The organism is Pseudomonas sp. MPB26 (assembly GCF_046605355.1).
GTDB classification, from domain to species: Bacteria; Pseudomonadota; Gammaproteobacteria; order Pseudomonadales; family Pseudomonadaceae; genus Aquipseudomonas; species Aquipseudomonas cedrina.
The window spans coordinates 3,971,969-3,994,647 of record NZ_CP176793.1; the positions used below are offsets into that span (position 1 = coordinate 3,971,969).

At 62.0% G+C, this 22,679-nt stretch carries 20 protein-coding genes; 12 read left to right on the top strand and 8 right to left on the bottom strand.

Annotated features, from left to right (window positions below; translation table 11 throughout):
• Positions 1 to 9: 9 nt before the first annotated feature.
• Positions 10 to 441 (bottom strand): bleomycin resistance protein, encoded by a 432-nt coding sequence (locus ACLH0H_RS18380; RefSeq protein WP_411379090.1) that lies wholly within the window; start codon positions 439 to 441, stop codon positions 10 to 12.
• Between the two features lie 48 nt (positions 442 to 489).
• The gene (locus tag ACLH0H_RS18385) at positions 490 to 1,434 is read right to left on the bottom strand and encodes a hypothetical protein (protein ID WP_411379091.1); all 945 of its coding nucleotides are present in this window, start codon (positions 1,432 to 1,434) and stop codon (positions 490 to 492) included.
• Between the two features lie 245 nt (positions 1,435 to 1,679).
• On the opposite strand from ACLH0H_RS18385, the gene ACLH0H_RS18390 reads away from it, so the two are divergent.
• The gene (locus ACLH0H_RS18390) at positions 1,680 to 2,804 is read left to right on the top strand and encodes a mechanosensitive ion channel family protein (protein ID WP_411379092.1); all 1,125 of its coding nucleotides are present in this window, start codon (positions 1,680 to 1,682) and stop codon (positions 2,802 to 2,804) included.
• Positions 2,805 to 3,273: 469 nt separating this feature from the next.
• Here the strand turns inward: ACLH0H_RS18390 and ACLH0H_RS18395 are convergent, their stop codons facing one another.
• Positions 3,274 to 4,209: an alpha/beta fold hydrolase gene (locus ACLH0H_RS18395; RefSeq protein WP_411379093.1), complete on the bottom strand. Its 936-nt coding sequence runs from the start codon at positions 4,207 to 4,209 to the stop codon at positions 3,274 to 3,276.
• Positions 4,210 to 4,305: 96 nt separating this feature from the next.
• On the opposite strand from ACLH0H_RS18395, the gene ACLH0H_RS18400 reads away from it, so the two are divergent.
• Positions 4,306 to 4,887, top strand: coding sequence for a CGNR zinc finger domain-containing protein (locus ACLH0H_RS18400; RefSeq protein WP_411379094.1), 582 nt, complete (start codon positions 4,306 to 4,308; stop codon positions 4,885 to 4,887).
• 88 nt (positions 4,888 to 4,975) lie between these two features.
• Here ACLH0H_RS18400 and ACLH0H_RS18405 read toward each other — a convergent pair whose 3' ends face one another.
• Positions 4,976 to 6,217, bottom strand: a complete 1,242-nt coding sequence (locus ACLH0H_RS18405) for an acyl-CoA dehydrogenase family protein (protein ID WP_411379095.1) — start codon at positions 6,215 to 6,217, stop codon at positions 4,976 to 4,978.
• A gap of 242 nt (positions 6,218 to 6,459) precedes the next feature.
• Here ACLH0H_RS18405 and ACLH0H_RS18410 point away from each other — a divergent pair, with 242 nt between their 5' ends.
• The 3 genes from ACLH0H_RS18410 (at position 6,460) to ACLH0H_RS18420 (ending at position 8,178) form a co-directional block, all read left to right on the top strand.
• Positions 6,460 to 7,383 carry an ABC transporter substrate-binding protein gene (locus tag ACLH0H_RS18410; RefSeq protein ID WP_411379096.1) on the top strand — a complete coding sequence of 308 codons (924 nt, stop codon included), beginning with the start codon at positions 6,460 to 6,462 and terminating at the stop codon, positions 7,381 to 7,383.
• Positions 7,384 to 7,520: 137 nt separating this feature from the next.
• The gene (locus ACLH0H_RS18415; RefSeq protein WP_169375957.1) at positions 7,521 to 7,823 is read left to right on the top strand and encodes a type II toxin-antitoxin system RelE/ParE family toxin; all 303 of its coding nucleotides are present in this window, start codon (positions 7,521 to 7,523) and stop codon (positions 7,821 to 7,823) included.
• A gap of 1 nt (position 7,824) precedes the next feature.
• Positions 7,825 to 8,178 (top strand): addiction module antidote protein, encoded by a 354-nt coding sequence (locus ACLH0H_RS18420; protein ID WP_411379097.1) that lies wholly within the window; start codon positions 7,825 to 7,827, stop codon positions 8,176 to 8,178.
• Between the two features lie 133 nt (positions 8,179 to 8,311).
• Here ACLH0H_RS18420 and gudD read toward each other — a convergent pair whose 3' ends face one another.
• On the bottom strand, positions 8,312 to 9,637 hold the full coding sequence (gudD, locus tag ACLH0H_RS18425) for a glucarate dehydratase (protein WP_411379098.1): 1,326 nt from the start codon (positions 9,635 to 9,637) through the stop codon (positions 8,312 to 8,314).
• Positions 9,638 to 9,656: 19 nt separating this feature from the next.
• A complete protein-coding gene (locus tag ACLH0H_RS18430; protein WP_411379099.1) occupies positions 9,657 to 11,018 on the bottom strand; it encodes an MFS transporter in 1,362 nt (453 codons plus the stop codon).
• Between the two features lie 336 nt (positions 11,019 to 11,354).
• On the opposite strand from ACLH0H_RS18430, the gene ACLH0H_RS18435 reads away from it, so the two are divergent.
• The 4 genes from ACLH0H_RS18435 (at position 11,355) to ACLH0H_RS18450 (ending at position 17,048) form a co-directional block, all read left to right on the top strand.
• Positions 11,355 to 12,074, top strand: a complete 720-nt coding sequence (locus tag ACLH0H_RS18435) for a FadR/GntR family transcriptional regulator (protein ID WP_411379100.1) — start codon at positions 11,355 to 11,357, stop codon at positions 12,072 to 12,074.
• Positions 12,071 to 12,793 (top strand): tRNA (adenine(22)-N(1))-methyltransferase, encoded by a 723-nt coding sequence (locus ACLH0H_RS18440; protein WP_411379101.1) that lies wholly within the window; start codon positions 12,071 to 12,073, stop codon positions 12,791 to 12,793. Before ACLH0H_RS18435 ends, ACLH0H_RS18440 begins: the two co-directional genes overlap by 4 nt.
• 1,301 nt (positions 12,794 to 14,094) lie before the next feature.
• Complete coding sequence (locus tag ACLH0H_RS18445; protein WP_411382434.1) at positions 14,095 to 15,102, top strand: methyl-accepting chemotaxis protein; 1,008 nt, start codon at positions 14,095 to 14,097, stop codon at positions 15,100 to 15,102.
• Between the two features lie 218 nt (positions 15,103 to 15,320).
• Positions 15,321 to 17,048, top strand: a complete 1,728-nt coding sequence (locus tag ACLH0H_RS18450; protein ID WP_411379102.1) for an OPT family oligopeptide transporter — start codon at positions 15,321 to 15,323, stop codon at positions 17,046 to 17,048.
• A gap of 42 nt (positions 17,049 to 17,090) precedes the next feature.
• Here ACLH0H_RS18450 and ACLH0H_RS18455 read toward each other — a convergent pair whose 3' ends face one another.
• Positions 17,091 to 17,531, bottom strand: a complete 441-nt coding sequence (locus tag ACLH0H_RS18455) for a hotdog fold domain-containing protein (RefSeq protein WP_076953461.1) — start codon at positions 17,529 to 17,531, stop codon at positions 17,091 to 17,093.
• Positions 17,532 to 17,666: 135 nt separating this feature from the next.
• On the opposite strand from ACLH0H_RS18455, the gene ACLH0H_RS18460 reads away from it, so the two are divergent.
• A complete protein-coding gene (locus ACLH0H_RS18460) occupies positions 17,667 to 18,290 on the top strand; it encodes a TetR/AcrR family transcriptional regulator (protein WP_411379103.1) in 624 nt (207 codons plus the stop codon).
• 65 nt (positions 18,291 to 18,355) lie between these two features.
• Positions 18,356 to 18,982, top strand: a complete 627-nt coding sequence (locus ACLH0H_RS18465; RefSeq protein ID WP_411379104.1) for a glutathione S-transferase family protein — start codon at positions 18,356 to 18,358, stop codon at positions 18,980 to 18,982.
• 71 nt (positions 18,983 to 19,053) lie between these two features.
• Here ACLH0H_RS18465 and ACLH0H_RS18470 read toward each other — a convergent pair whose 3' ends face one another.
• Positions 19,054 to 20,820 (bottom strand): S8/S53 family peptidase, encoded by a 1,767-nt coding sequence (locus ACLH0H_RS18470; RefSeq protein WP_411379105.1) that lies wholly within the window; start codon positions 20,818 to 20,820, stop codon positions 19,054 to 19,056.
• Positions 20,821 to 20,991: 171 nt separating this feature from the next.
• Here ACLH0H_RS18470 and ACLH0H_RS18475 point away from each other — a divergent pair, with 171 nt between their 5' ends.
• A complete protein-coding gene (locus ACLH0H_RS18475; RefSeq protein WP_411379106.1) occupies positions 20,992 to 22,452 on the top strand; it encodes an MFS transporter in 1,461 nt (486 codons plus the stop codon).
• The last annotated feature ends 227 nt before the right edge of the window (positions 22,453 to 22,679 follow it).

The window sequence follows — 22,679 nt, forward strand, 5'->3', positions numbered from 1 at the left end:
GGCTTGGCTTCAGCTTGAGCAAACCGGTCGCTCGCCCAGCCGTTCTACCAACCTTACAAGATAACCGTCGGGATCCTGGACGATGAACTCGCGCTGGCCTACCTCTACCTGTTCAGCCCGATACCAGGTGTCTTTGCATGCTCGATAGAGTGGAAAACCGGCCTCACCAAGCTTGCAGATGATGGGGGCAACAGCCTCCACATCAATCTGCAGGTTGATACCCCGTCCAAACGGCTTGGCCAACGGCGCAGTCAACCATTGACCCGCGTCCGGATCAACCTGCTCAAGCATGATTTGGGCGCCATTCAAATCCAGATAGGCAAACCCGTCTTCCGGACGTTGATAAGCTATTTTGAAGCCCAGGCAAGAAGCCCAGAACGCCAGGCTGTTATCCAGGTGGGTGACCATTAACTCCGGGACCAGTTTGTTACGTTCGAACATAAGATGACCTCCATTTCATAAAACCTTCCGTCATGTTCCTGACCGAACTCAGGGGTTGGCTTTCAGCCGCCCCAGCACCGCCGTCCGTAGGCAACCCCAGGCGATGAAGCCAATAACCAGTACCTCGGCTACACCCATCAGCACATTGAATGAAAAAGTGAGCGGTTGCTCAGCCCAGTAGAACGTCGTATACCCCGAGCGAAAGCCGTTGATCCGAAGTCGTCCACTGAACACCGCGGGCACCAATGCAACAACTTGGGTCAGCTCCAGCACTGCCAGGAAAGCACCCAGCAAGGTGAGCAGGGCGCGTAGGGGGATGCCGAGTTTTTCAGAGGGTTCAACCGCAGGCGCGGGGTCTTTGGCTTTGCGCAATCTGGCGCTTTTTGCGGGCGACGGGGCAGGTCGATAAGGTGCCGGCTTACCGGCTGCCGACCCAACGACGACCTCGGTGGGAGCGGCGACCTCCAGGTAGTCGGCCAGCGCCTGCAGCCACGCATCGGTGCGCTTGCTTCCCGGCACCACCGGGACGTTATCGGTGGTCAAGCGCTGTTCGCTGCCGTCGCGCATCACCAGCCATAGCTGGGTGTGGGCGGGCTCGGCCTGCTCGCGGCGGCGAAGTTCGAGGGCGCGCGGTGTGTCGATTTTGAAGACCGACACGATACGTTCGCGACGCCCGAAAAAGTTTTGCGTGCGGCGCTTGCCTTCACCGTCGACGCGCGACAACAACAACGACTCGCGCATGCCCATGTACACCATCAGCGACAGGCCCAGGGCAGGCATCAGGAGCAGCGCGAGCACTAACAACAGGGTCGACAGTGGGTCCAGGTCCGCCAGTTGTGATTGCCATTCGGTGAGCCAGAATCCCACGCATGCCACCGGCAGGGTAAAGGCGATTGCGCCGACCAGCAGCACCGTTGCGGTCTGTACCCGATTGCATGAGTGGATGTGCAAATCACCGTTGGCGGTGCGTTCGAATCGGTGCCCAATTAGCATGCCGGGGTCTCTATGCACTGGCTTCAAGGTCGGCGCGCAGGCCGGGGTCGAGGTTGATGCAGCGCAGGATACCCTATGCCGGCCTCGTCGCGATTGCCCTCGATTAGATTGAACACCCGAAAACCCAGGCCGCCTAACCCAGACAGGCCACTTGACTGCACCGCCAGAGCAAGCGGCGTTTACCTGGCTACGACCGGCCATGCACGATGAAGCAGGCGCCGACGCAGGCTGCAAAAGGGGGTTCAATGACCGAGGATTTCACAGATTTTTTCACCACGTACACCATTCTGGGTATTTCGCTGACCAGTTGGGCCCTTGCCGTTTGCGCCGCTGCGCTCAGCTACTGGCTGGCAAGAACCGCTATCCGTTTCGTTTTTCGCAAGGTCCAGGCCAGGGCAAGCGTCGACAATGGTCATCTCAGCTATATCGCCAGCCGAGTGCTGTCGGCGACCAGCACCACGTTGCTGCTGTTGGCCTCTATCCTGGTCGGGATTGGCCTGCTTGATCTGCCGGAGCGCTGGCTTGGCCGGGTCAGCAGCCTGTGGTTTGTGGTGGCGGCGTTGCAGATCGGCCTGTGGGCCAACCGCGCCTTGGCGCTTGGGTTGCACCGCTATTTTTCTCGGCACAGCGCCACTGGCACGTTCCAGGCGAGCGCCCTGGCCACCCTGAGTCTGTGGGGCGTCAGGGTGTTGTTATGGGCAGTGATCCTGCTCGCGATGCTGTCGAATCTGGGCGTCAATATCACTGCGTTTGTCGCCAGCCTCGGCGTGGGCGGTATCGCGGTGGCGCTGGCGGTGCAGAACATTCTGGGCGATGTGTTCGCCTCGCTGTCCATTGCGGTCGACAAACCCTTTGAAGTCGGCGACTTCATCGTGGTGGGCACGCTCGCCGGTACGGTTGAGCATGTGGGCCTCAAGACCACGCGCATCCGCAGCCTGGGTGGCGAACAGATAGTCATGGCCAACGCCGACATGATCGGCAGCACCATCCAGAACTATAAGAGGCTGCAGGAGCGGCGGATCGTGTTCGAATTTCGCCTGACCTACGACTGCTCCACCGAACAGATCCGGCGGGTGACGCAACGGGTGCAGGACATTATCAAAGGTGAAGAACTGGCCAGGTTCGACCGCTGTCATTTCAGGAGTTTTGGTGAGAGCGCGCTGGAGTTCGAGACCGTCTATATCGTTCTGGACGCGAGCTATAACGTCTATATGGATGTGCAGCAACGGATCAACCTGAGCATCATGGAAGCGGTCGCCGAGCTGGGGGCTTGCTTTGCATTCCCGTCGCGTACCGTGCATGTGGCTTCGCTGCCAGAGGCGGCAGTGCCTTCGCGGACGCAGGTTCCATCGCGTGTGGAGCATGCCTGATGAGACTGACGAACCGGCTGCGAACGCGGCGGCAAGGCTGGCATCTTTATCGCCTGACCCACCGCTTTCGCAACCTCGCTAAAGCTCGACAGCTCCCACAGGGGATCGGCTCTCTGTCAGCGGTATTTAGGTTGTACCTGCGAATGCTATTTCAACCACAACAACGCTCAACTGTGGGAGCTGTCGAGCCCCGGCGAGGCTGCGAAGGCGGCGGCATGGCTGGCATCTCATTGCCTGACCCACCGCTTTCGCAACCTCGCTAAAGCTCGACAGCTCCCACAGGGGATCGGCTCTCTGTCAGCGGTATTTAGGTTGTACCTGCGAATGCTATCTCAGCAACACCAGCGCTCAACTGTGGGAGCTGTCGAGCCCCAGCGAGGCTGCGAAGGCGGCGGCAAGGCTGGCATCTTTATCGCCTGACCCACCGCTTTCGCAGCCTCGCTAAAGCTCGGGAGCTCCCACAGGAGCCTTACCGAATGTTCTTGTCCAGAAACGCCCGAATAACCGGAATGATCTCCTGGCCATGCGTTTCCAGCGCAAAGTGCCCGGTGTCATAAAACCGGATATCCGCTTTTGGAATATCACGCTTCCAGGCCTCGGCCCCGGCCGGCAGGAAGAACGGATCGTTCTTGCCCCACACCGCCAGCAACGGCGGCTGGTACTGGCGGAAGTACGCTTGGAACGCCGGGTACATCGCTACGTTCGAGGCGTAGTCCAGCACCAGGTCGAGCTGGATTTCGGCATTGCCTGGCCGGGATATCTGCAAGCCTTCCAGCGTGTAGCCATCGGGCGAGACCGAGCTTTTGTCGGCCACACCCTCAAGGTATTGCCACTTGATCGAGGCCGGGGTCGGGAAGTCATGCAGGGCTTCACGATTCTGCTGGGTGGGCGCATGCCAATAACGTTGGATAGGCGCCCAGCCGGTACCCAAGCCTTCTTCATACGCGTTGCCGTTCTGGGAAATGATCGCGGTCACCCGCTCAGGGTGGGCAACGGCCAGGCGCCAGCCCACGGGCGCGCCGTAGTCGTGGACCATGAGCGCGTATTTGTCCAGCTTGAGCTGTTCGGTGAACTCACCGATGGTCTTTGCCAATTGGCTGAAGGTGTAGGCGTATTTGCCGCGCGGCGGAGCTTCGGTGTAGCCGAAGGCCGGCAGGTCCGGCGCGATCACGTGGTAACGGTCGGCGAGTGCAGGCATGAGGTCGCGGAACATGAAGGACGAGCCGGCGAAGCCGTGCAACAGCAGGACGGTCGGCGCGTCCGGGTTGCCTGCCTCACGGTAGAAGACCTTCACGTCGCCGACCTGCGCATGGCGGTAATGCACTTGGGTGTCTGCAGCGGACGCACCGCTGATCAGCAGAGAGGCGGTGAGCCCGGCGGCGGCAATGGATTTGGACGTGGTCATGATGCGATTCCTGTGTAACCGTTTAAGTGGTGGTTTGAAGGTTATGCCTGAGTCTGGTAACCTGTCAAACATATTTTCATTAGTTACAGGCTGCCCATGAATTCGATCAGCACTGCCCCAGGCGCACTTTTTCTGGCTGACAACCTGGCGCTCGACTTCATCAATACGCAGTACGGTATGGGTGATCAGCGCCATGACTGTTTTATCGATGATCAGGGCGTCATGAGCTGGCTGACGCAGGCGGGGCTGTTGCGCGAGCACGCCGAGCCAATGGCGCCGCCGGGGCTGCTGGCCCTCGCGCGTGACCTTCGCGCGCGTGCAGGCGCTGTGGTGAACGCTGCAAAGACCGGCGGTCCTGCCGATCTCACGGTGATCAACCAGGTGCTTGAAGCGGGGCGTCCGGTAAGCAGGCTGGAATGGGCGGCGGATACAGCGACGTTGCGCGTCGCCACTCAGCCCAAAGACAGCAGTGCGGCCAGCCTGCTCTGGCCGGTGGCCGACGCCTTGGCCAGCCTGGTCACGCACGACAAGTTCGAATTCGTGCGCCAATGCGAGGCCCATGATTGCGTGCTGCTGTTCCATGACTTGAGCAAGTCACACCGCCGCCGCTGGTGCAGCATGGCGACCTGCGGCAATCGGATGAAGGTGGCGGCTTTTCGGGCCAGGAAGAAAACCTGACGGGGGAGTTGAAGATAGCAAGTTGCAGGAGCGGACCCGCCCCTGCGGGGACAGGCTATTCTTGGGGATCGCGGTTTCCCGCAGAAGGTTAAACTTTCGCCACACCCACCCGCCACTGCGCGGGCGGCAACACCCCGTTGACCAGGTAATTGCCCACAATCCGCGACTTGTATACCCGCGGATTATGGTTCGCCAAGGTGCGCGCATTGCGCCACAACCGGTCCAGCGCTTTGTCGCTGGCGGTGGCACTGGCGCCCAGCGCATCGAACAGCGCGGTGGTGGCCGCCAGCGTCGCATCCACTACCGGGTTGACCGCCAGGCACACTTCCAGCTCCGCCAGCGCCACGTGCGAGTCGTCATTGTGCAGCGGCTGGTCATGGGCGATCACGTGGTGCGCCGTGCGCTCCAGGCGTTGCGCCGCCTGCTGCGCGATGGCTTGCGCGGCGTAGGCTTGGCTCGCCACCTCGCCGATCACCTGCAGCAGTTGCACGTCCTGCGCGGCGGTGTCGGCGTTGCCGGTGGTGAACGTGCGGGCGCGCCGGCTGAGTTCTTCGGCGCCACTCAGCGCAGCGCGGCGGGCGATGCCGGCGAGGGTGCTGAGGTGGTAGAGCTGGAAGAACGATTGGCCGTGGCCAAAGCGCTGCTGGGTCGGGCGCAGGTCGTCGTCCACCACCGGTGCGTTGTCGAAAATGCAGGTGCCGCTGGCGGTGAGGCGTTGGCCGAAGCCGTTCCAGTCATCCACGATCTGCACGCCGGGCGCCTTGAGGTCGACGACCACGCTGTAGTGCGTGCCGTCTTCACCGGTGGCGATGGTGTTGATCAGGTCGCTGTAGAGCGCGCCGGTGGTGTAGAACTTTCTGCCGCTGATGCGCAAGGCGCCGGTCGCGTCGCGGTGCAGGCGGGTCTCGAAATCGCCCCGTGCCTGGGTGCCGACTTCGGTGCTGCCGGGGGAGAGCAGGGCGCCCTGTCCGAGGCGATCGAGCCATTTGGCACGCCAGTCGAGGTCCTTGGCGCTGAGTACGTCTTCGCAAAAACCGAAGTGGCCGCGCAGGGCCTGGGTGATGTTGGAGTCGGCGGCGGACAGTTCGGTGAGCAGGGCGAGCAGCTCGACCAGGGTGGCGTCCTGGCCGCCATAACTGACGGGCAGACGCCAACGGGGCAAGCCCAGGGCGTTGAGTTGCTGGATCACCGAGGCGAGGTTGCCGCGTGTCTGATCCGCCTCGGCGGCCTGCGCGAGAATCTGCGCAAACAGCGGGCGAAACGGCGCGGCCAGTTGTTCGTAGCGGGCGGTGGGCGGTGCGCCCCAGATATTCAAAGCGGGAATCGACATTGCAATGGACCTTGCTGAAAGTGGTTCAGGTGCAGGGGTCCAGTGGTCTGGTGACGTCACCCTAACCCAAGGGTGGCGAAATTTTTAATACGAAAAGTAGCTAGCGAGCTGTGAGGCAGTTCTATCGATAGTGCACAACAGTATTAAACGCCGCGCTTTTATTGCGATAGCTTCCAGGGCGAACGACCAGACTGCATGCTCACAGATGGTTGAAACCGACCAACTACCCTGTGGGTGATTTCATGATCAATCGTCGAACACTGCTCTCTCTGCTGGGCCTGGCCTCGCTCTCCCTGTACGGCCCTTGGTCATGGGCGTCGCAACCTCAAACGCTGATTGTGGGCGATCAGTTCTTCTCCAACCGCATCGTGCTGGAGCTTTCGGGCGAGCTCAAAGACCTGCCCTATAAAATCGACTTCAAACGCTTCAACACCGGCTCTCCCGTGGCCTCGGCAGTGGCCAGCGGCGCGTTGGACGTGGGCATCGTCGGCGATACCCCAGTGATCAGCCTGGCCGCCAATGGCGCGCCGGTCAAAGTGGTCGCCAGCACCCAGACCAGCCTCGACGGCGTGGGCATCGTGGCGCGCAAGGGCATTCACTCGGTGGCGGACCTCAAAGGCAAGACTGTCGCCATCTGGAACGGCTCGTGGAGCCAGCAACTGGCGTACAAGGCGCTGGACGAAGCCGGTTTGCCACGCAGCAGCGTCCACTTCAAATACCTGCTCCCGGCCGAAGCGAGCCTGGCGCTGACCCAGGGCGACATCGATGCCTTCGGTACATGGGAGCCCTACGTGTCGTTGCAGGAAAAAGAAGGCAGCACCTTGATCCGCAACGCCAAGGGCCTGATGAGCGCGCCGACTTATATCGTGGCGTATGAACCGGCGTTGGCGCAGAAAAGCGCGATTGTCAAGGACTTCATCGCACGCCTCACCCGTGCCCGTGTATGGAGCGCCACGCACGTTGATGAGTATGCCGAGGCGTGGTCCAAGGCCAACCAGTCGGCGCCGGAAATCGCCAAGGTGTGGTTCAAGCGCGATGCGATCAAGGTGCTGCCCATCTCGCCGAAGATTGTCAGCGAAGCCCAGGCCACAGCGGATTTCCTGGTGGATGCGCAGATGCTGAAGCAACGGTATGACGTGACGCCGTTGTTTGATCGGGCGCTTTAAACGCGCAGGAAACAAGCACTCATAGTCTCGGCCGAACGTTTGTACGGTGCTGAACTAGGATTTTTCTTCCGGAGCTCATCGGAAACAAAAATTCACTGGCATCGACAAGGAGTAGCCAGTAGGCTACAAGTGATACTTTGACTAACTTAATCGGCAGGACGCCGGAGTTTGATACATGGCTCGACGGCATGAGGGATATTTGTGGGAAAGTGGCTGTTCTGACTCGGCTGGACAGAGCCGAAGAAAACAATTTTGGCGATTGCGAGCCGGTAGGCGGTGGCTTGAGTGAAATGCGGGTGTTCGTCGGGCCCGGCTACAGGATGTACTTTGTACGGACGGGCATCACCGCTTACCTGATGCTGTGGGGTAGCGATAAAACCGACCAGAAGAGAGGAATCAAACGGGCAAAAGAGATTCTCGATGCCCTGAGAGGCAGATGAAATGAGCGAATCGAAATTCAAACCAGAGGACATGCCGATCCTCGATCTTGATACATCCGGCACCAGCGTCTATGAAGCTTCACGCTTCCTCGACAGCCCAGAAACGATCAGCGCGTACCTCGCGCAAAGCATGAGGTCTCAAGACCCTCAAATACTCATGAAGGCGCTGGCCGAGGTTGCCAAGGCACAAGGTGTGAATAAAGTTGCCGAAGCGGCGGGGGTTAATCGCGAGAGCCTTTACAAGACGCTGAAAGGCGGCTCAAAAACGCGCTATGAAACGATCCAGAAGTTGATGATTGCGTTAGGCGTCGAGCTGACCGTGCAGCCAATTCAACGGCCACGATCCGTAAAGTAACGAAGTCCAAAATGGGGAAGCTGTCGAGCCTCTGCGAGGCTGCGAAGGCGGCAGCACTGTCAACACTTTCATTGGCTGACCCACTGCTTTCGCGGCCTCGCTAGAGCTCGACAGCTTCCACATTCTTGAGTTATCAGCGCACCAGGCACGGCTGCTTGTTGTTGAAGCGCCAGCCCGGAATCAGGAACTGCATCGCCACGCTGTCATCCCGCGCGCCGAGGCCCATGCCCTTGTACAGTTCGTGGGCCTTGGCCACGGCGTCCATGTCGATGTCCACGCCCAGGCCTGGCTTGCTCGGCACTTTCACGTAACCGCCTTCGATTTTCAGCGGCTCGCGGGTCAGGTGCTGGCCGTCCTGCCAGATCCAATGGGTGTCGATGGCGGTGATGTCGCCCGGTGCGGCGGCGGCGACCTGGGTGAACATCGCCAGGGAAATATCGAAGTGGTTGTTGGAGTGCGAACCCCAGGTCAGGCCCCATTCATGGCACATCTGCGCCACGCGCACCGAACCTTGCATGGTCCAGAAGTGCGGGTCGGCCAGTGGAATGTCCACCGATTGCAATTGGATCGCGTGGCCCATTTCGCGCCAGTCGGTGGCGATCATGTTGGTGGCGGTTTTCAGGCCGGTGGCGCGGCGGAATTCGGCCATGACTTCGCGGCCCGAGTAGCCGTTCTCGGCGCCACAAGGGTCTTCGGCGTAAGCCAGCACGTGGTGCTGGTCGCGGCACAGGCGGATGGCTTCTTTCAACGACCAGGCGCCATTGGGGTCGAGGGTGATACGTGCCGTCGGAAAACGTTCGGCCAAGGCAGTGACGGCTTCGATTTCTGCGTCGCCGCTGAGTACGCCGCCCTTGAGCTTGAAGTCGTTGAAGCCGTATCTGGCCTGCGCGGCTTCGGCCAGGCGCACCACGGCGTCGCTGGTCAGGGCCTTTTCGTGGCGCAGGCGGAACCAGTCATCGTCGCTGTCGGCTTCGTTGCGGTAGGCCAGATCGGTGGCACTGCGGTCGCCCACGTAGAACAGGTAGCCGAGCATTTTCACCGCATCGCGCTGCTGGCCTTCGCCGAGCAGGGCCGCCACCGGGACGTCGAGAAACTGGCCCAGCAGGTCGAGCAGCGCGGCTTCCATGGCGGTGACGGCGTGGATGGTGATGCGCAGGTCAAACGTCTGCAAACCGCGCCCTGCCGAATCGCGTGACGCGAAGGTGCTGCGCATCTGGTTGAGCACGCGCTGGTACTGGCCGATAGGCTGGCCGATCACTAGGCCGCGGGCATCTTCCAGGGTTTCGCGGATGCGCTCGCCGCCGGGTACTTCGCCCACGCCGGTATTGCCGGCGCTGTCCTTGAGGATGACGATATTGCGCGTGAAATAAGGCCCGTGGGCGCCGCTCAGGTTGAGCAGCATGCTGTCGTGGCCGGCGACGGGGATGACCTGGAAGTGGGTGACGACGGGAGTGTTCATGGCAAATTCCTGAAGTGACTTAAAGAGGTTTGCTGATGGCAGCGCGGCTGGCCGAGGCATCGGTTGGCGTCAGTGCGACCGAAGGCTTGGTCTTGGCAAAGAACACCAGGATCGCCGCAAGCACCGAAGTGCCGGCCAGGCCGTAGAGGCCGCCCTGGATCGAGCCGGTGGTCTGTTCCAGGAAGCCGAAGGTAGTCGGTGCGACGAAGCCACCCAGATTGCCGATGGAGTTGATCAGCGCGATCACCGCGGCGGCGATACGCACGTCCAGGTAGCCCTGGGGAATCGGCCAGAACAGCGACGACGCCGACTTGAAACCGATGGCCGCAAAGCAGATCGCCACAAAGGCGAAGACCGGCCCGCCGGTGGTGGACATGAACATGCCCGCTGCGGCAATCAGCAGCGCCGCAGCGACCCAGGCCTGCTGGAACTTGAACTTGCCCGACAGCGAGGCGAAGGCGTACATGGCGATGATCGAGATCAGCCATGGGATCGAGTTGAAGAAGCCGACCTGTACATCACTCAAATCGCCCATTTTCTTGATGATGCTCGGCAGCCAGAACGTCGCGGCGTAGATCGTCAGTTGGATGCAGAAGTACAGCGCGCAGAACAGCATGATCTGGCGATCCCTGAGCAGCTTGCCGATGGTCGGTTTGACGGTGGTGAGGGCCTCGCGCTCGCGCTGTTCCTGGTCAATGGCATTGACCAGGGCGTCCTGTTCTTCGCGGGTCATCCATTTGGCGTCGTGGGGTTTGGAGTCCAGCCAGAACCACACAAAGAAGCCGATTACCACCGAGGCCAGGCCTTCAATGGCAAACATCCATTGCCAGCCGTGCAAGCCAAACCCTTCGATCTGCAGCAGCGCGCCCGACAACGGCCCGGAAATCAGCGACGCAATCGCCGAGCCACTGAGGAAAATCGCGATGGCCTTACCGCGCTCCACGCCGGGCAACCAGCGCGTGAAATAGTAGATCACGCCAGGGAAGAAACCGGCTTCGGCCACGCCGAGCAGGAAACGCAGGATGTAGAAGTGGGTTTCGTTCTGGATGAACGCCATCAGGGTCGCGACGATGCCCCAGGTGAACATGATGCGGGTCAGCCAGATACGTGCGCCGACCTTTTGCAGCAGCATGTTGGAAGGCACTTCGAACAGCGCGTAGCCGATGAAAAACAGCCCGGCGCCGAAGCCATAGGCCGCTGCGCCGATGCCCAGGTCATGCTCCATGTGCGTACGCACGAAGCCGATGTTGACCCGGTCGATGTAGTTGAGGATGAACATGATCACGAACAGTGGGAGCACATGGCCCTTCACTTTCTTCACGGCGCGCGCGAGGACCGTATCGCTGTCGGGTAAGGAAGATACCTGGCTTGAATGGCTCACAATTGAAACTCCCCCTGATTATTTTTATGCGGGTTTGCATGTCTTGTTAATAGACATCATACAAGTAGGTTTCTTTTGGCTGCAATGCGTCAGTGACTGTTTTGTTTGTTTGATGGCATGGCAGGGCCGAATTTTAGATATTTAAGCTTTTGATAACAGTAACTTGGTTACTTTTTTCAGTGTGGTTCACTTTTTGGATGCTGCGAAGGTTGACGTAGGGAGATTGAGTTAAGATCTTAGTTGTCATACAAGATAGGGGTTTATTGAATCGACTTGAGACCATCTCCAGGCCGGATGTTAAGCTCCCCCCAGCTCAACCCCGTGGACCTCCCAGCAATGCCCATTGAACGCGCAACCCCCCTCCGTAGACGCTCCACCAACCTGGCCCAGGGCGTGGTCGATGCGCTGACCCAACGCATCCTGCTCGGTCAGCTGAAGCCCGGTGAAAAACTGCCCTCCGAATCCACCATCGTGCAGGAGCACGGCGTAAGCCGAACCGTCGTGCGTGAAGCACTTTCGAAGTTACAGGCGTCGGGACTGGTCGAGACCCGTCATGGGATCGGTACCTTCGTGCTGCAGCAGCAAGCCCAGCAAGGTTTGCGGCTGCACGTGGACACCGTGGCGAGTGTGCGCAACATGCTGGAGCTGCGCCTGGGCCTGGAGGTTCAAGCCGTGGCACTGGCGGCGTTGCGTCGAACCGACGATCAATTGGGCCATATGCGCCAGGCGCTCGATGACTACCAGGCCTCCCTGGCCAACAACGACAGTTGCGTGGAGGAAGACAAGCGCTTTCACCAACTGATCGCCGAAGCTACCGGCAATACCTTCTTCACCGAAATCATGCTGCACTTGGGCAATGCGATGATTCCGCGCAGCCAAGTGAAGGTCGATGAGCGTGGCGGCGCCGACTTTGCCAAATTGGGGCAATTGGCGAACCTGGAACACGAGGCAATCTTCAATGCGATCAAGCGCCAGGACCCGGACGCCGCCCGCGCCGCCATGGTTCTGCACTTGACCAACAGCCGGGACCGTTTTTCAGGGGAGCAGCGCCGTTGAACGAACACACACTATCGATGCGCCTGGAACGCGTGGCGGCCAACGTGCCCCTGGGCGCGCGCCTGGCCGATATCGGCTCCGACCACGGCTACTTGCCGGTCGCGTTGATGCGCCGAGGGTTAATCGTCGCAGCGGTGGCTGGGGAGGTGGCGACTACGCCCTTCCATGCGGCGCAGCGCACGGTGCGTGACAACGACCTGGAGCCACGGATTGCGGTGCGCCTGGCCGATGGCTTGGCGGCAATCGAACCCCGCGATGGCATCACTGCGATCAGCGTCTGCGGCATGGGCGGCGAGACGATCCGCGACATTCTCGAACGCGGCAAGGCGTACCTGAACGGGCAGGAGCGGCTGATCCTGCAACCTAACGGTGGCGAGCAACCGCTGCGGCATTGGCTGATGGACAACGGTTATTCCATCCTCCATGAAGAACTGCTGCGGGAGAACCGTTTCTATTACGAAATCATCGTCGCCGAGCGCGCCAGGCCGGTGGCGTATACCGCTGAGCAGTTGTATTTCGGCCCGCTGCAGATGCAGGCGCGCAGTTCGGTATTCCTGGCCAAGTGGCAGCGCATGCTGAGCCAGAAGCGAAAGACCCTGGTCAGCCTGAAGCACGCTCGGCAGGCGGTGCCTGAGGATACGGTGCAGGTGATTGCCAGGCAGGTCGTTTGGATCAACGCGTTACTCAGTGGCTATGTTGAGGTAGAGGCGGGCGGGTGAGGTGAGCGTGTGGTGTTCTGTTAACGTGCACCAATAGTTACAGAAAGCCTGTATTCACTGGGGCCTTTTGCCCCATTTATGTGCGCGTCGGCTTATTTGTCCGGTGCCGGCCCCACTGGTTCGGGCCTCTCAACCAGCGGCCCATATCTTGCTTGTCCCTTCCCAATCAATGACATGGCATTTTGCCGTTAGTCATTTCAAGGCTTGGCCCAGCGGTGCACCGTCTGGGTTGTTTTTGGGAGTGGTCGGACATGCACAGCCTTTTATCACCCGGTATCCGCCTGCTCGGACGTTTCGGTTTTGCGCGAAAATTCCAGATTCTGTTTTTCCTGTTCATGCTGCCCCTGGCGGGTAGCCTGTGGATGATCGGTTCGGATTATCGCGACAAATTGGCCGTGATTTCCAGTGAGCAGTCCGGCATTCGCCAACTGCGGGCCCTGGACGCGCTGGATGGCCATTTGACCGCCCAGCGCAACCTGGCCGCGCGGTGGAAAGCCGCGGATATCCTGCACGCCCCGACCCCGGCAGCGAAGGCGGCGATGGACAAGGTCGATGCCAACTTCCCGGTGATCCAGCAAAGCCTGCAAGCCGTGGGCGATTCGCTCAAGGCCCAGAACGCCGGTGCCGATGTCATGGCGCGCTTCGATGCGCTGCAGGCCACGGTCAAGGGCATGGATTCACCATCCCTGCGCACCGTAGGGTGGTGGCCGGACGGTTATGACCGTTTCACCTCTTCCCTGACGGCGATGCAAGCGCTGCGCGAGCAGATCACCCTGGACGCGGGGCTGATCCTCGACCCCTGGCTGGAAACCTACATGCTCATGCAGATGGGCACCCAGCAAACCCCTGACCTGATCGAGCGCATCGGCCGGATGGCCAGCGTCGGGCAGTCCTCGATCTCCTCGGGGCAGTTCACTTTGCAAAGCCGTCTGCAGATGCGCGACCTGCGCAGTCGCATCGGCGATGCGCGGGACCAGTTGGCCAAGGCCGCTGCCTCGCTCAAGGCCAAGCAATATGCCGGGATGGAACCCTGGACGACTCAGTACGATACCAGCCTGCAGTTGCTCGATAACGAACTCAAAATGCTCGACGACGGTGTGTTCGGCGGCAGCATCAAGCTCGACACGGTCGGTTTCGAGCGCAGTATCGATGCGATGCTCGACTCGCTCGGCACACTGCGCGTCCAATCGCTCACGTCGATGGATGCGCGCCTGGGCTACTACCGCGACCACGCGAACCGGCAGTTCATTCCGTTGGCGGCGACCTTCAGCCTGCTGGCCTTGGCCGCGCTGTACCTGTTCATGTGCCTGCAAGCGTCCATCCGCCGCAGCGCCAGCGGCATCACCACCCTGGCCGAGTCCCTGCGTGACGGTAATCTGTGCGTCGAGGTGCAAGTGCAAGGGCGTGACGAACTTGCGGTCATCAGCACTGCGCTGAATGTCGCGGTGGTGCAATTGCGCGCCAGCCTGCTGGGCGTCAATCACGAGACGCAGCAACTCGGTTCAGCGGTGCTCACGCTCAACGCGCAATCGGGCAGTACCCTTACCGAAGTCGAAGACCAGCAACATCAGATCAGCCAGATCGCCGCGGCCGCCACGCAGTTGGCCGCCACTTCCCTGGGCGTCGCGCGCAGTTGCGAGCAAGCCTCTGGCAGTGCCCAGCACACCCGGCGTATTGCCGAAGACAGCAGCCGCGACAGCCAACGCACCACCGCCAGCATCCAGCAACTCAACCAGCGCCTGACGGACACCGCCGATGCGCTGGCGCAAGTCAGCCAGCAGGGCCAACAGATTCAATCGGTGGTCGACACCATTCGCGCCATCGCCGAGCAGACCAACCTGCTGGCGCTCAACGCCGCCATCGAAGCCGCCCGCGCCGGCGAGCAAGGCCGGGGTTTTGCCGTAGTGGCCGACGAAGTGCGCAGCCTGTCGCAACGCACCCAGGCCTCCACGGCGCAGATCGCCGGCACCGTGGACAGCCTGCGCGCGACGGTAAGCCAGGCGGTCACCTTGATGGGGGCGGCCTGTGAACAAGCGCTGACCGACGCCGCGTCCGTCACCGGACTGGGCACGCGCCTGGGCGAGATCGCCGGGGCGGTGCAGAACGTCACCGACACCCTGGCGCAGATCGCCACGGCCGTTGAGGAGCAAGCCGCGACGGCGGACGAGGTGAGCGGCAATATCCAACAAGTCGACCAGGCGGCCGGACGCTTGCTCGACGGCGCAAGGGCCGTCAACCGAGCGGCCGACACCCTGAGCAAGGGCAGCCAGGCCCTGAGTGACAACACCGCGCGGTTTCGTCTGGGCTGAGCTGATGTTCACAGGCTGAACACATCCCCCTGTGGGAGCGGGCTTGCTCGCGAAAGCGGAGTGTCAGTCACTGCACCTGACACTGACGCACCGCTTTCGCGAGCAAGCCCGCTCCCACATTGGATCTCCAGCGTTTTCATTACCTTCTCAGGCCAGCCATCTGAACCTTCGGCCGCTACAGGGCTCACTTGTTAAGTCCCTTGCCGAAAGGAATTCGCATGCCTGCCACGACCCTCGCCCCCGTGACCCGCGAACTGAGCCTGCGCGCCGTCATCACCGGCACCGTCCTCGGCATCCTGCTCACCCCTTCCAACGTGTACGCGGGGTTGAAGATCGGTTGGTCGTTCAATATGTCGATCATTGCCCTGTTGGTCGGTTACGCGATCTGGCAAAGCTTGGCCAAGCGCTCCACCGGGCAATTGCCGTGGACCTTGCACGAAAGCAACATCAACCAGACCGTGGCCTCGGCGGCCGCGTCGATCATTTCCGGCGGGCTGGTGGCGCCAATCCCTGCCTACACCTTGCTCACGGGCAACCAACTGGACGCCATTCCCATGATCGCCTGGGTGTTCTCGGTCAGCTTTCTGGGCATCTGGATCGCCTGGTACCTGCGCCCCTCGTTGCTCAATGACAAGGCGCTGAAGTTCCCCGAAGGCATGGCCACTCTCGAAACCCTGTTGCACATCTACAACCATGGTCGCGAAGCCGCGACGCGCTTGAAGGTGCTGCTCAGCGCGGCGTTGCTGTCGGGGTTGGTCAAATGGGTGGACACTTTTCTGTGGGCCTTCCCGCGCTGGTCGCCCAGCGCTCAGTTGGAGCGCCTGACCTTTACCGCCGACCCTTCACTGCTGCTGGTGGGCTTTGGCGGCATCATCGGCATTCGCGTGGGCCTGACCCTGTTGCTCGGTGCTTTGCTCGCCTGGGGCGGCCTGGGACCCTGGCTGTTGGCGCAGAACCTGGTGACCTTGCCCGCAGGCAGCCAGGGCCCGCAATTTGCCGCGCTGGTGGAGTGGCTGCTCTGGCCGGGCGTGAGCCTGATGGTGTGTTCCACCTTGGCGTCGCTGGCGATCCGCCTCTGGGCCTTGCATCGGTCCACCCGGTCCCTCGGCGGCGCAATCTGGACGGTGCCCAAACCTGGGCCCGCAGCGGGTCTTGTCGTGTCGATTATCCTGGTGGTCTGCCTGCAGGCGGCGCTGTTCGGCATCAACCTGTGGATGGCCTTGCTCACCATTCCATTGGCGGTCTGCCTGGCTGCCGTTGCCGCGCGCGTGGTGGGCGCCACCGGCATTCCCCCCATCGGCGCCATCGGCCAGCTGTCGCAGTTGAGCTTTGGCATCGTCGCGCCGGGGCAGGTGCCGATCAACCTGATGAGCGCCAATACGGCGGGCGGCTCGGCCGGGCAGTGCACCGACTTGATGAATGACTTCAAGGTGGGCAAGGCCATCGGCGCCACGCCGCACAAACAGGTGATCGCGCAGATCCTGGGGATTTTCATCGGCAGCATCGTCGGTGTGTTCGCCTACCTGGCGCTGATCCCCGACCCACAAACCATGCTGCTCACCGAAGAATGGCCGGCGCCGGCGGTCGCCACCTGGAAAGCCGTGGCGCAAACCCTTACCCACGGGTTGGACTCATTGTCGACCAGCATCCGCTGGGCGATTGCCATCGGTGGCGTGGTGGGAGTGCTGCTCGGCGTGCTGGACAGCCTGTTGCCCGCCCATCGCGCGCGCTACCTGCCCAGCGCCGCGGCATTGGGCCTGGCCTTTGTGCTGCCGGCCTCGGTGTCGCTGATGATGGCCTTGGGCGCGATGCTCACCTGGCTGGTGAGTTGCCGCTGGCCGAGCCTCACCGAACGCTTCGCGATCACCGCCGCCGCCGGGTTGATCGCCGGGGAGAGCATCACCGGCGTGGGCGCTTCCTTGTGGGCGATGGTGGGGAACGGCTGAGGGGGAACGAGGCTCGGCATGGCGCGAGCCTGTTGATCAGGCTCAGGCGATTTTCACATTCATGGTGATCTTCGCGGTGAACACCTTCACTTCGCCCGCATCGAAGATATCCACCGGCACGATCTTGTCCCCGGCGGTTTCCCAATCAATCCCACTGCCATCCGCCACGGCGCGGATGTTCGACTTGGCCTTTGCCAGGTACTCCACGGTCATACCTTTGGGAATCCATTTGGCGCCCGCTGGGATGGAAGCGTCGGTCATCATCCCGCCCGCAAGCTCGGCCGCGTTGCACAGTGCGATGGCATGCACAGAGGCCAGGTGGTTGGTGATTTCCTTGCGAAACGGCACTTCGACCACCGCGTGCCCTGGGCGCAACTCGGTGATGGTGGGCGTGATGGTGCTGAAGTACGGCGCCATCTGGCACGCCAGGTTGCTGAACGCAGACGCACCGACGCTATTGAACATGCTGAGAGCCTGACTCATGGAATATCCTCACAATGGGTTAACAGAATAATATTCTGTAACGGAACAATATTCCGTGCATTCCTTGCATGTCAAGCCATGCCTTCTCTACGGGCTGCCGTCGCTTTAGACTGCGTCCATTTGGCGAGCCACTTCATGCATGCACCTGATCTGATCGAGCGCTCCTTCCCAGGCCGACGTAGCGACCTCAAGCGCAGCATCCTGCGCGCGGCCCTGGCCTGCTTTAACGAAGTGGGAATCGAAGCCACCAATATCGAAACCATCCGCGCGCGGTGCGAGACCAGCGTCGGCGCTATCTACCACCATTTCGGCAACAAAGAGGGCATCGTCGCCGCGCTGTTCTTTGCCGCACTGGACGACCAGGCCGCCCTGCGAGAGCGCTACTTGCAGCAGGCGCAGACTGCCCAGGCGGGCGTGGAAGCACTGGTGCGCAGTTACGTGGAGTGGGTCGACGCGCAACCCGAATGGGCGCGGTTTGTATTCCAGAGCCGTTTCGCCGTGGCCAATGGTCCGTTCAAGGAGGAGTTGCTCAGCCGTAACAAACAGCGCAATCGGCAACTGACCGAGTGGATGAGCGACGAAGGGCGCCGTGCGGCGTTCAGCCATGTTCCCGCCGAGCTTTTGCTGTCGCTGATCATCGGCGCGGCGGAAAGCTACGCCCGGGCGTGGCTGTCTGGCCGGGTCCAGAAAAGCCCGAAAGAGTACGCGCCACTGCTGGCGCAGGCGGCATGGGCCTCGATCAGCCAGACGTCTGCATAATTTAATCCCGGCACTCCTGGGCGCTGGCGTAGTCTGTTTCAGGACCCCTTTTCCCGGAGCACGCCATGATCATCGTCCACCACCTCAACAACTCACGCTCGCAACGCATCCTGTGGCTGCTCGAAGAACTTGGCCTGCCCTACGAAATCAAGCGCTACCAGCGCGACCCCAAGACCAACCTGGCGCCGCCTGAGCTCAAGGCCATTCACCCGCTGGGCAAATCCCCGGTGATCGAAGACGGCGGCCAGGTGCTGATCGAATCCGCCGCCATCATCGACTACCTGATCCGCCGGCACGGCCAGGGCCGCCTGCAACCGGATCCGGCCAGTGCGGCCTACGACACGTACGTGCAGTGGCTGCACTTCGCCGAAGGCTCGGCCATGCTGCCGTTGATGCTCAATCTCTATGTCGGCCGCCTCGGCGATGCCGGCGCGCCGTTGCACCCGCGTATCGAATCGGAAGTGGCCAATTATTTGGGTTACCTCAACAACGTGCTGGGGCAGACGCCGTACCTGCTCGGCGATGAGTTGAGCGGTGCGGATATCCAGATGAGCTTTATCGGCGAAGTGGCAGGGGCCCAAGGCAAGTTGCAGGCTTATCCGAACCTGGCGGCATGGGTGCAAAAGTTCCAGGCACGGCCTGCGTATCGCAAGGCGGTGGAGCAGGGCGGGGAGTATGCGTTTGCCAAGTGACGGGGTTGCCGCGAAAGTGGCGGCACTGCCGGTGTCCGCGTGGCCTCGCCGATGCACGGCTGAAGCCCGCCTCACCGCACTCGCGTGCGGCTCTGCACTGCCAGGTCTAACGCCTTCTGCATGTCCAGCCGCGCCGAACGGCCTATGTCCTTGTCGTTGAGCTGGTAATTGCGCTCCGACGGCAGAATCGGCGCGGTCAGGTCCTGCGCGTCGCTGCGTTCAAAGTCATTGTTGTCGCCGATACTCATGGCGCTGCGGCGCAGCAACATGCGCAATTGCTCGGGCTGAAGCTGCGGGTTGATCGACAGCATCGCCGCCAGCAACCCCGCCACCATCGGCGTAGCGTAGGACGTGCCGCAATGCACCGCGCCGTCCTCACCCGCCTTTGGCGTAGACGCATGGGCACAGGCCGCGGCGGTGATGTCCACGCGCATGTCCACGTTCGAAGAGCTGCGGGTGACCGCGTAAGCCGGGTCATCAATGGCAACCCCGCCGCGTTCACTGCGCTGGTGCCCGCCGACCACCAGCAGTTGATCGGTGATAAAGGAGGAGGGCAGCCGGTAATCATCCGTGCCGGAGAATGCCGAGCCGTTGCCCGCGGAGTTCACCACGATCACGTCCGGATGCTCCTTGCGCAGCCACAGGAAAAACTCCTCCAGCAACTCCTCATACCCGCTCATGGCGATACCCGAGCGCAGCAGCGAATCCACCTCATCGCCGTTGACGTCTTTGGCGCCGACACGATGAATCCCCCAGCTCCAGTTGAGCACCCGCACACCGTCCTCCACCAGGTTGACCGACGCCGCGATATTGGCCGTGATGCCGGCGTCGGAATTGCGGTCGACAATCACATCGAAACCACCGCTGGCCTTATCCAGCCCGCGCAGGAAACCGGTGTTGCCGCCATCGTCCCACTTCGCCGCAAGAATCCCGGCCACGGTGGTGCCATGCCCGTCTGGAGCAGGGGTGTCGCGCGCGTAAACGCAGGTGCGCTTGGGCGAACAGCCGCCCAGGTAATCAGCAAAATCCTCCGTGTCGAAATCCACACCGCGCTCGATCACGCCCACACGCACCGGCTGCGGCACAATCGGCGTGTGCCGTCCCGGAAGCCGGCGCCGGTAGTAGGTGACCGCATCGAGAAAACGATTGGCCGCCCATTCATCAGAATCCGCCGCAGGTTTGCTCGGGGCCTTGGGAGGCGTCGCGGCTTGTTCGGATTCTTCGGCGGCCGACTCTTCGATCACCACCGCATCCACACTGGTTTCACTGCCCAGGCGCAGTACCAGGGCATCACGCTGAACCAGGTCCTTGGCCGGCAGGCGCAGTTGGAACAGGTTCAACGGCTCGATGCTGCCGACCACCGTGGCCCCGTATTTGTGGGCCAGGCGCTCGGCTTCCTGGCGACCGTCGTGGTCCTCTTCGATCAGCACGCTGACCAGGTCGACGTAGGTGGTCAGGCCGTCCATGTTCTTCGCCACTTCGCCCGGCGTGGCCGCGACTACATGGCTGTTGCGCAGGGTCAGCCAGGCCGCGTTGCTGCGGCGGGCGCCATCTTCGAGCCAGAGCGGGCCGCTCTGGTGCTGCACGCTGTCCAGGCGCAAGCGCAGTTGATTGCCGTCGCGTTGCAGCGCACCCGACGGCAGCGACTTGCCGGCCAGTTTCAGTTGCGGCATTGCATCTCCCAATCCGCGTACCTCCAGGCACCAGTCCTGCTGGCGGTTTTCCAACAGGTCGCCGCAGCGTTTCAGGTTTTCCAGGCGCAAGGGCTCCTCGGCAGCGGCGCTTGTGCTGGCGGCCAGGGCGAAGAAGGTTGCGAGGACAGCGGAGTGTAGGGGCATGGGCAGGATCTTGGCCGGGGTGATGGTGTTCGGACTGCGCGCACAAGCGCTTCGTTCAGAGGATCGGAATTCAATCTCAGCAACAATCGCCGCCGACAATCAGCCGTTGAACTCCCGATCCCGGCGCCCACTCCTAACTCATAACGCGCTTCATAGGACGAGGACGCCGCAATGGTCAATCAGCAGCTTCACACCCAAACGCCCGGCGCGGTCTTCGAAACCGACCTGCCGGCGCGTCTGGACCGGCTGCCCTGGGGCCGATTTCATACGCTGCTGGTCTTTGCGCTGGGTATCACCTGGCTGCTCGACGGTCTGGAGGTGACCCTGGCCGGCTCGGTGTCCGGCGCGCTGAAAGACAGCCCAGGCCTGCGGATGAGCAATTTCGACATCGGCCTGGCCGGCGGGGTCTACATTGCCGGCGCCGTACTCGGTGCCTTGGTGTTTGGCTGGCTCACCGACCGCCTGGGCCGGCGCAAGTTGTTCTTCATTACCTTGTGGCTCTACATCGGCGCCACGGCAGCCACCGCGTTTTCCTTCAACCTGGAAACCTTTCTGCTGTTCCGTTTCCTAACCGGCATGGGTATCGGCGGCGAATACACCGCGATCAATTCGACCATCCAGGAATTCACCCCGGCGCGTTATCGCGGCTGGGTCGACCTGACCATCAACGGCACCTTCTGGCTCGGTGCGGCACTCGGCGCCGGCGGTGCCATTGTGCTGCTCGACCCGCACGTGGTCGGCGGCGACCTCGGCTGGCGCCTGTGCTTCGGCATCGGTGCGGCGCTGGGCCTGATCATCCTGATCATGCGCCTATGGCTGCCGGAGAGCCCGCGCTGGCTGCTGATCCACGGCCAGCACGACGAAGCGCGCCGTATCGTCGAAGGCATCGAAACCCGCCTGCGCGCCCAAGGCCACGACCTGCCCGCCATCAGCAGCCCAACCTTGCGCCTGCATGCCCGCGACCACACGCCGCTGCGCGAAATTTTCCATACCCTGTTTGTCAGCTTCCGCCGCCGCGCCCTGGTGGGGATGACCCTGCTCACTGCTCAGGCATTTTTCTACAACGCCATTTTCTTCACCTACGCGCTGGTGCTCACCGACTTCTACCAAGTGCCCGCCGAGAAAGTCGGCTGGTACGTCCTGCCGCTGGCCCTCGGCAACTTCTGCGGCCCGCTGCTGCTGGGGCGGCTGTTCGATGTGGTCGGCCGCCGCGTCATGATCAGCGCCACCTACGCGATCTCCGGCGTGTTGCTTGCGCTGAGCGGCTACGCGTTCCAGCAGGGCTGGTTCGATGTGACCCAGCAGGCGGTGGCGTGGATGGTGATCTTCTTTTTCGCCTCGGCGGCGGCCAGTTCGGCCTACCTGACCGTGGCGGAGACGTTCCCGCTGGAAATCCGCGCGCTGGCCATTGCGGTGTTTTACGCGTTCGGCACCGGGCTGGGCGGGATCATCGGGCCGACATTGTTTGGGCAATTGATCCAGACGCAGCAGCGCGGGAGTTTGTTGATCGGTTATCTGATCGGGGCCGCGTTGATGTGTGTAGCGGCGGTGGTGCAGGCGATCTGGGGCGTGGCAGCGGAGCGCCAGGCCTTGGAGAGCGTGGCCAGGCCGTTGTCGCAGGCGGGGGATTGAGCGTGAGGCAGGGTCATCAGCGTTTCACTGCCCCAGCGGTATCTACGCAACCTTGTAGTGAGCGGGCTTGCCCCGCGCTGGGTGGCGAAGCCGCCCCAATAAAGACACCGCCGAGGGCCAGATTAAAACCGCGTCGCCTGGTTTGGGGCCGCTTCGCGGCCCAGCGCGGGGCAAGCCCGCTCACTACAGAGCTGTCGAGCCGCGGCGAGGCTGCGAGAGGGCCGGTG

Coding starts and splice junctions, on each gene's coding strand:
- ACLH0H_RS18470 (WP_411379105.1), bottom strand. CDS start 20,820: ATGCCCCTACACTCCGCTGTCCTCGCAACCTTCTTCGCCCTGGCCGCC.
- ACLH0H_RS18475 (WP_411379106.1), top strand. CDS start 20,992: ATGGTCAATCAGCAGCTTCACACCCAAACGCCCGGCGCGGTCTTCGAA.
- ACLH0H_RS18445 (WP_411382434.1), top strand. CDS start 14,095: ATGTGCCTGCAAGCGTCCATCCGCCGCAGCGCCAGCGGCATCACCACC.
- ACLH0H_RS18455 (WP_076953461.1), bottom strand. CDS start 17,531: ATGAGTCAGGCTCTCAGCATGTTCAATAGCGTCGGTGCGTCTGCGTTC.
- ACLH0H_RS18410 (WP_411379096.1), top strand. CDS start 6,460: ATGATCAATCGTCGAACACTGCTCTCTCTGCTGGGCCTGGCCTCGCTC.
- gudD (WP_411379098.1), bottom strand. CDS start 9,637: ATGAACACTCCCGTCGTCACCCACTTCCAGGTCATCCCCGTCGCCGGC.
- ACLH0H_RS18450 (WP_411379102.1), top strand. CDS start 15,321: ATGCCTGCCACGACCCTCGCCCCCGTGACCCGCGAACTGAGCCTGCGC.
- ACLH0H_RS18380 (WP_411379090.1), bottom strand. CDS start 441: ATGTTCGAACGTAACAAACTGGTCCCGGAGTTAATGGTCACCCACCTG.
- ACLH0H_RS18460 (WP_411379103.1), top strand. CDS start 17,667: ATGCATGCACCTGATCTGATCGAGCGCTCCTTCCCAGGCCGACGTAGC.
- ACLH0H_RS18465 (WP_411379104.1), top strand. CDS start 18,356: ATGATCATCGTCCACCACCTCAACAACTCACGCTCGCAACGCATCCTG.
- ACLH0H_RS18400 (WP_411379094.1), top strand. CDS start 4,306: ATGAATTCGATCAGCACTGCCCCAGGCGCACTTTTTCTGGCTGACAAC.
- ACLH0H_RS18390 (WP_411379092.1), top strand. CDS start 1,680: ATGACCGAGGATTTCACAGATTTTTTCACCACGTACACCATTCTGGGT.
- ACLH0H_RS18435 (WP_411379100.1), top strand. CDS start 11,355: ATGCCCATTGAACGCGCAACCCCCCTCCGTAGACGCTCCACCAACCTG.
- ACLH0H_RS18395 (WP_411379093.1), bottom strand. CDS start 4,209: ATGACCACGTCCAAATCCATTGCCGCCGCCGGGCTCACCGCCTCTCTG.
- ACLH0H_RS18405 (WP_411379095.1), bottom strand. CDS start 6,217: ATGTCGATTCCCGCTTTGAATATCTGGGGCGCACCGCCCACCGCCCGC.
- ACLH0H_RS18420 (WP_411379097.1), top strand. CDS start 7,825: ATGAGCGAATCGAAATTCAAACCAGAGGACATGCCGATCCTCGATCTT.
- ACLH0H_RS18385 (WP_411379091.1), bottom strand. CDS start 1,434: ATGCTAATTGGGCACCGATTCGAACGCACCGCCAACGGTGATTTGCAC.